The sequence below is a fragment of the Flavobacterium sp. genome (assembly GCF_044368625.1).
Lineage (GTDB): Bacteria > Bacteroidota > Bacteroidia > Flavobacteriales > Flavobacteriaceae > Flavobacterium.
In genome coordinates this window covers 1-8,090 of record NZ_JBIPPD010000151.1, presented here as the reverse complement: position 1 = coordinate 8,090, position 8,090 = coordinate 1, and the positions used below count along the sequence as shown (strand labels likewise).

Here is an 8,090-nt window from a genome sequence, read left to right as displayed (position 1 = left end):
CTAAACTTTGTACCTTTGGACACTTGAAACTAGAAGTATGCGAATAGATATCATTACCATTTTACCCGAATTATTGCGAAGTCCTTTTGAAGCATCGATTATGAAAAGAGCGATTGACAAAGGATTAGTGGAAGTGCATTTCCATAATTTACGTGATTACACGACTAATAAGCAAAAATCAGTCGATGATTACCCATTTGGCGGTGGTGCAGGAATGGTGATGACAGTACAACCTATTGATGCTTGTATTTCAAAATTAAAAGAAGAACGCACCTACGACGAAATTATTTACATGACGCCCGATGGCGAAACGCTGAACCAAAAAATGGCCAATACCATGTCGATGTATCAAAACATCATCATTTTGTGTGGACATTATAAAGGCGTTGATCAACGGGTTCGCGACCATTTTATTACCAAAGAAATTTCGATTGGCGACTATGTTTTATCGGGCGGCGAATTGGGAGCTTTGGTACTTTCGGACGCGTTAATCCGATTGATTCCAGGTGTTTTGAGCGACGAAACTTCAGCTTTGACCGATAGTTTTCAGGATAATTTGCTTTCAGGACCTATATATACAAGACCTGCCGATTACAAAGGTTGGAAGGTTCCGGAGGTGTTAACGAGCGGTCATTTTGCTAAAATCGACCAGTGGAGAGAGGATATGGCGTATGAACATACTAAGAACAGAAGGCCGGATTTGTTGGAAGATCAAAAATTTGTTTAAAGTTTAAAGTTCCTATTCAAGAGCTCCTAAACTTTAAACAAGAAAAAACTTTAAACTTTAAACTTTTTTATTTACTTTTGCACCCTCATTGGATCAACCTCTGGCGAAAGGCGCGAATGTTGGTCTGATTTAAAACCATAATTAAAACTATCATGGCAGATTTAATGAAGTTCGTTCAAGACGAATTTGTTACAAGAAAAGAATTCCCAGCTTTTGGAGCAGGAGACACAATCACCGTTTACTACGAAATTAGAGAGGGTGAAAAAACAAGAACTCAGTTTTTTAAAGGAGTTGTAATTCAAAGAAGAGGTTCTGGAACAACAGAAACATTCACTATTCGTAAAATGTCAGGTTCAGTTGGTGTAGAGCGTATCTTCCCAGTAAACTTACCGGCTTTACAAAAAATCGAAATCAACAAAAAAGGTGCTGTTCGTAGAGCTAGAATTTTCTACTTCAGAGAACTTACTGGTAAAAAAGCCAAGATTAAAGATAAAAGAAGATTCTAATTTTCTTCTTGAAAGTAAAAACTCCGATGCATATCGGAGTTTTTTTTTGCTTTTTTTTAAATTCAGTAATTGCTGGAAAATACAATTACATAATTTTTACAGCCTAAAATTACCAAATCGATAATTCTTGTCCTTCCTATTGACAAATTGACAATTATAACGTTTTCGCTGGTTGTATCAATTATTAATCAAGTGGTTTTTAGTATATTTGTCGCGCAATAAAAAGCTCAAAAATTCAAATTTATGTCAAAAAAATCCACTATTTTTTATACCATTACCGACGAAGCTCCGATGCTTGCTACACATTCCTTTTTACCAATTGTACAAGCATTCACCGCTCCTGCAGGAATTGTAATTCAACCCAAAAATATTTCATTAGCTTCGAGAATTATTTCAAATTTTCCTTCCTACGTTAACGAAAATCAACAAACCGAAGATGCTTTATCTGAATTGGGAAAATTAGCTACTACACCCGAAGCAAACATTATCAAACTTCCCAATATTTCTGCTTCTATTCCGCAATTGAAAGATGCGATTGCCGAACTTCAATCACACGGAATTGCGGTTCCCAATTATCCAGACAATCCAACTTCTGAGGAAGAAACTAAAATCAAAGCGGCGTATGCCAAAGTTTTAGGTTCGGCAGTAAATCCCGTTTTACGCGAAGGAAACTCAGACCGTCGTGCTCCAAAAGCAGTAAAAAATTACGCTAAAAAACACCCACATTACATGGGAGCTTGGTCGGCAGATTCAAAAACAGCAGTGGCTAGTATGCCAAAAGATGATTTTTACGGAAGTGAAAAGTCAATTACTATCGACCAACAAAGCAGTTATACCATTCAGTTAGTTCAAAAAGACGGAACCATAAAAATAATGAAAAAAGCGAGTCCGTTAGTTTCTGGTGAAATTATCGACAGTGCGGTTTTAAAGATAAGTGCGTTAAAATCTTTTATTTCGAAGGAAATGGAAGAAGCAAAAGCAAAAGGAATTTTGTTATCCGTACACTTAAAAGCTACGATGATGAAGGTTTCCGACCCGATTATTTTTGGTGCTATTGTCGAAGTGTTTTTTGCTAATGTTTTTGAGAAATACGCTACCGAATTTGCGGCACTTCAAGTAGATTCTAGAAACGGTCTCGCTTCGTTATATGAAAAAATAAAAGGACATCCAAAACAACAAGAAATTGAAGCTGATTTAGATAAAGCGATGGCAGAAGGTCCTGCTTTGGCAATGGTAAATTCGGACAAAGGAATTACCAACTTGCATGTTCCGTCCGACGTTATCGTCGATGCATCAATGCCGGCCATGATTCGTTCTTCTGGAAAAATGTATAATAAAGAAGGAAAATTACAAGATACGTTGGCCGTTATTCCAGACCGTTCGTATGCAGGATTATACCAAGCAACCATTGATTTTTGCAAAAAAAATGGCGCTTTCGACCCCACAACTATGGGTAGTGTTGCTAACGTGGGATTGATGGCTCAAAAAGCAGAAGAATACGGATCGCACGACAAAACATTTCGTAAAGTTCTAGCGGGAACGGTACAAATTATCGATAATAACGGGACTGTTTTATTGGAACAAGAAGTGGAATCTGGCGATATTTTCAGAATGTGTCAAGTGAAAGACGCTCCCATTCAAGATTGGGTTAAATTAGCCGTAAATCGTGCTCGACTTTCCAATACTCCCGCTGTTTTTTGGTTGGACGAAAATAGAGCACACGACCGTGAAGTGACTAAAAAAGTACAATTATATTTAAAAAACCACGATTTAACAGGATTAGAAATTCACATTATGAATCCTGTTGATGCCACCAATTTCTCTTTAGAAAGAATCATCAAAGGACAAGACACCATTTCAGTAACCGGAAATGTTTTACGAGACTACCTAACCGATTTATTCCCAATTCTGGAAGTAGGAACTTCGGCTAAAATGCTTTCGATTGTACCATTAATGAATGGCGGAGGTTTATTCGAAACAGGTGCGGGTGGATCGGCTCCAAAACATATTGAGCAGTTCATTGAAGAAGGCTATTTGCGTTGGGATTCGTTAGGCGAATTCTTGGCACTTGGCGCTTCTCTTGAATTTTTAGGTCAAAATAACAACAATGCAAAAGCGCTTGTAATAGCTGAAGCTTTGGACTTGGCTACCGAAAAATTCTTAGAAACCGACAAATCACCGTCTCGAAAAATTGGACAAATTGATAACCGAGGTTCTCATTTTTACTTGGCCTTATATTGGGCCCAAGCTTTAGCTGCTCAAGATAAAGACGCTGAACTGAAAACGATTTTCGCTCCAGTTGCAAAAGAACTTACTGAAAATGAAGATAAAATCAACGCAGAATTGATTGCAGCCCAAGGAAAACCTCAAGAAATAAAAGGCTATTACAATCCTAATTTTGAATTGACGGATAAAGCCATGCGACCAAGTGTTACTTTTAATGCTACACTAGCGAAGCTATAATAAAAAAATCAAAATGATTTTGAAAAGACGGCTTTAGTAAAGCCGTCTTTTTTTATATTTACAAATGATCTTAAAACCGAGTAAATGTCATCCCATCACATCGTTCGCGACGACCAAGAACCAGCTCTCATTATTGCAAACGGCGAAAGTTGCAGTTCCGAACTTTTAGGTCAACTGTTGGAATGGTCCCCACTTGTCGTGGTTTTGGATTCGGCGATGACTCGTGTAGCCGAATTAGGAATTAAAGTGGACGTTTTACTGGGTGATTTCGACCGAAATTTTGACGCTTACAACTATAAAAATTCACAATATCCCATTGAAATTGTGCATACTCCCAATCAAAACAAAACTGATTTAGAAAAAGCTTTCGACTATTTAATCGAACGAAAAATTCCCGCCGTAAATGTGGTTTGGGCTACCGGTCGAAGAGCCGATCATACAATTTCGAATGTAACCAACATCGTACGGTATCAAAATGAATTGAAAATCGTAATTCTAGACGATTATTCAAAAATTTTTCAATTGCCAAAAAAATATCAAAAGTGGTATCCCGCAAAAACCATTCTTTCCCTTATTCCGATTGGTTCGGTAGAAGGAATTTCTTCCGAAAATTTAGAATATCCATTAGAAAATGGTACACTTACTATTGGATACCGAACCGGCAGTAGCAACTCCGTTTTAAACGACGGAATCGTTAGCATTTCGCATAAAAGCGGCGATTTATTATTAATGGAATGTTGGGATTAATAGGTAAGTTCACTTTTTAATACGATGTTAGTAATATTGGTTTCGTCTAACGCATATCTGGTCATACTATTTTCGCCAATAGCAAATAAATCACTGCCTTTGATAATCACATCGTAGCATAATTTATTTAAACTGTGTACTAAAATTGGGTTTTCTGGTGTTGAAATATCAAATATTTTTATAACGTCATCACAAACAAACAAGTAATTATGGTACAATCCCAAACCCTTTGGAAAAGATAAATTTCGAGAATGTAACAAAACAGGATTTAAAGCATCAGATGTATCATACACCTCTAAAAGATTGATGTTGTTTCCACAAACCGTATTGGAATGTAAAGTTACAAAAGAATAATTTCCGTTAGAAACAACCGGATCACAAGCAGTTAAATGCTGCACATTTGACAATAAAACGGGTGTTTCTGGATTTACAATGGAATAAATAAACATCCCATTTCTGGAACCGATGTATAAATAATTTTCATATGAAAATAGTGTTTCAATATCAAATCCAACAAATACATCATTTACTTTTACAGGTTGTTCTTGGTTAATCAACGAAAAAACATTCAGCTTTTGTTGATCAACTGTGTAAAGATAATTTCCTTTTAAAGCAAAAATAGCCAATGAACCTCCAGTTCCATCATTCGAAGCGCCATTGGTTTCGCCATCAGCATTACAACCACCCATAAAAATTAGTATCAGTAGCAAAAAAATAATAGTTCTTTTCATCTTATATAATATTTGTTTTTTAATGATACATGGAACGCCTTTATACACATTTTACCGTTTGACAAAATTTTGTCAAAAGCGTTTCATATTATTTATTTTTGAGTCCAGTTAACAATTATTTCATTTGCACCAATTTGTTGTTCAAAACCATCAGGAGCTATTTTCTGTGGGAAAACATTTTCATTTCTATGCATTAAATCAAAAGATAACGTTTGCTCATTGTATTTAAGAGTGATTAAATCGGTGGCTTGATTGATATACAAAACACCATTTCTAATGGCCAAATCGGTCGCTCCTGGCGCTTTTATGTACTTTACGGGAATTGGATTTGTTGGGTCTTGATAATTAAATACATGAAAACCATCGTTCACTTCACTTATAAATAAGAAGTTGTCGAAAATGTAAATTTTCCCAGATTTCGTTATATTTTGAGGTGCAAAAGTGCCAACAGCGTTTTCAAAATTCTCCCTACTCATTACCACGGCTTTGTATTGTGAAGTGGGGAAAAAATCATCATCGGTACGTCTGATGCAGCTTACAGATACAATCAGTAAACAAAAAAAACAACAGAATCGAATTACTATTTTGTTCATAAAAGTCTCATTTTTAAAAATTAACTACACATCAAAGATTCCATTACATTAAATGGTTGCGTTGAAAAGTTAACATTTTTTTACTTAAAAGTTTTTAAGATGTACCAATGTTTTTTATTTGAAGAAATTCTCATTTACCGTCTTTATGCAGAAATTACCTTGTAAATTTGCATTCATAAATTCCTACAGATGAAATCCCCAAAAGTAAGCATTAAAAATACTGAAATTCTCTCGGCCAACTGGGCGAAGCTTTCTAAAATAACACTTGAATATACCAAAGAAGACGGCAGCATCGAACTACAAAAACGAGAAGTATACGATCGTGGCGATGGCGCGACCATTTTACTTTTCAATAAAGAGAAAAAGACAGTTGTACTGATCAAACAGTTCCGACTTCCCACCTATTTGAACCAAAATGAATCGGGATTTTTAATTGAAGCTTGTGCGGGAATTTTAGAACAGGAACATCCTGAAGAGACTATTATTCGTGAGACTGAAGAAGAAACGGGTTATCACATCCATGATCTGAAAAAAATATTTCAAGCCTATATGTCTCCCGGTGCAGTAACAGAAATTATCCACTTTTTCATTGCCGAATACGACGATGGTATGAAAAAAAGCGCCGGTGGTGGCTTGGCTTCCGAACATGAAAATATTGAAATAATCGAAATGCCTTTTGAAACCGCTTACCAAATGATTGCAACAGGCGAAATCGTGGATGCTAAAACCATTATGTTGTTGCAGCATGCTAAAATTAACTCCTTATTTGACTAAATAGCAAATAAATAGCAAAGAAAAAATATTTATATTTGAAATCATCAAAATTCTATATTTAATGAGTGTCATTAATCAATACATAACTTTTCTTAAAGAGTATAAAAAACTTCTCGAAAGAGGCGTTAAAGATGTTTTTTCAAAAAATATAGCGTCAAATTTTATATGGATTGATGATGTTGAAATTCTTTTAGAATCAAAAATTTGTGAAACAAATTTAAATAAAATATTTACAAACAGTTTTACAAAACAAGCTATAGTATTTGCTTTAGAAAAACCATTTAAACCTGATATTACAATCCAAAGTGATTTCATTTCTTCCATAAAATTTGACGAAGCTAAAAATAAATTTTACAGTATTAACAATGATGAAAATGAACTGATAAATTTTCAAAATTCTGATATTGGAAAACAATTAATTGCAAAAATTAAAAAATTTGAAAAGTGCAAAAAAATTCATGATAAGTTATTTAATGCTTATGATGATTTGATAAATGACACAAACTTAGAAATTGTTTTAAGTATAGGACTAATAAGACATAATAAACAAAATAACTCGAATAAGATTTCGAAAACAAATCAACATTTATTCCATTTTCCATTAACCCTTTCATTATCTAATAAAAATACAATAAAAATCTCTTTTTCAGATTCAGAAATTCCATTCATCGATTTTTCGTTTTTGAACAGTTTACAAATTGTAGATAATCATCTTCAAAATATAATTAGTGCATTTGAGCGAGAAATTGAAAAATTTGGGAACGAGTTTATTTACGAACCTAAATTTGTAGAATTAATTGAAAATTTAGAGTCAATATCTGAGAATTCATCATTTGAAAATTCGGTATTAAAACCAAAAGCCGAATTAGATAAATTAGATTTTTTTAAAGTTTCATTTTCGCCTGCAATAAACATAAAACAAAAGAAACCAAGAAATTTTGAAAAATTAATTGATTCTATAATTGGTTTTCAAAGTCAAAATGAATGCAAGTCTGAATTGTTTAATTTGTTAATTAGAAATCCTGAAAATAAATACATAAACCATTATCCAAAATCAAATTACTTTATTGACGAGTTGTTTGAAAAACAAAAACAAAATTTAACTAACTTAAATGCAAAAGAAGATTTTACTGTTTTTTTTCCATTACCATACAACAACGAACAAAAACAAATTTATGATAACTATTTAAAAAATAGATTAACAGTTGTAACTGGTCCGCCAGGAACAGGAAAATCTCATACTATTGTAAATATTTTGTGCTCACTTTTAGCACAGGGAAAAAGAGTTTTAGTCACAGCACAAACTGATAAAGCTCTTGAATCGCTTTTAGACAAAATTCCAGAAACATTTGACGATTTGATTTTTACGAAAATTGAATTAGAAACCAATAAAAATAGATTTTCTTTACAAAACAGTATTAATAAAATCTCAAGTATTTTAACCGATAATTTCTATTTAAATATCGAGTCAAAAATAAAAGATTTAAATAATTTAAAAGGTGATTATGTAACCTTAAAATCAAAAATAATAAATGCTTTAGAAAAAGAG

At 33.7% G+C, this 8,090-nt stretch carries 8 protein-coding genes; 6 read left to right on the top strand and 2 right to left on the bottom strand.

The window, feature by feature from the left end; translation table 11 throughout:
• Positions 1-37 precede the first annotated feature (37 nt).
• The 4 genes from trmD to ACIQ2X_RS11270 all read left to right on the top strand — a co-directional run bounded on the left by trmD (position 38) and on the right by ACIQ2X_RS11270 (position 4,443).
• Positions 38-727, top strand: a complete 690-nt coding sequence (gene trmD, locus ACIQ2X_RS11285) for a tRNA (guanosine(37)-N1)-methyltransferase TrmD (protein ID WP_396179024.1) — start codon at positions 38-40, stop codon at positions 725-727.
• Between the two features lie 152 nt (positions 728-879).
• Positions 880-1,233: a 50S ribosomal protein L19 gene (gene rplS / locus ACIQ2X_RS11280; protein WP_396179023.1), complete on the top strand. Its 354-nt coding sequence runs from the start codon at positions 880-882 to the stop codon at positions 1,231-1,233.
• A gap of 243 nt (positions 1,234-1,476) precedes the next feature.
• On the top strand, positions 1,477-3,696 hold the full coding sequence (locus tag ACIQ2X_RS11275) for an NADP-dependent isocitrate dehydrogenase (RefSeq protein WP_396179022.1): 2,220 nt from the start codon (positions 1,477-1,479) through the stop codon (positions 3,694-3,696).
• An 84-nt stretch (positions 3,697-3,780) separates the two neighbouring features.
• Positions 3,781-4,443, top strand: coding sequence for a thiamine diphosphokinase (locus tag ACIQ2X_RS11270; RefSeq protein WP_396179021.1), 663 nt, complete (start codon positions 3,781-3,783; stop codon positions 4,441-4,443).
• Here the strand turns inward: ACIQ2X_RS11270 and ACIQ2X_RS11265 are convergent.
• A complete protein-coding gene (locus ACIQ2X_RS11265; protein WP_396179020.1) occupies positions 4,440-5,174 on the bottom strand; it encodes a hypothetical protein in 735 nt (244 codons plus the stop codon). The two genes, ACIQ2X_RS11270 and ACIQ2X_RS11265, sit on opposite strands and share 4 nt — an antisense overlap.
• Before the next feature lie 92 nt (positions 5,175-5,266).
• Positions 5,267-5,767, bottom strand: coding sequence for a hypothetical protein (locus ACIQ2X_RS11260; RefSeq protein WP_396179019.1), 501 nt, complete (start codon positions 5,765-5,767; stop codon positions 5,267-5,269).
• Between the two features lie 189 nt (positions 5,768-5,956).
• Here ACIQ2X_RS11260 and ACIQ2X_RS11255 point away from each other — a divergent pair, with 189 nt between their 5' ends.
• A complete protein-coding gene (locus ACIQ2X_RS11255) occupies positions 5,957-6,541 on the top strand; it encodes an NUDIX domain-containing protein (protein ID WP_396179018.1) in 585 nt (194 codons plus the stop codon).
• Between the two features lie 61 nt (positions 6,542-6,602).
• Positions 6,603-8,090: AAA domain-containing protein (locus ACIQ2X_RS11250; protein WP_396179017.1), on the top strand; the 1,488-nt coding region annotated here is incomplete at its 3' end.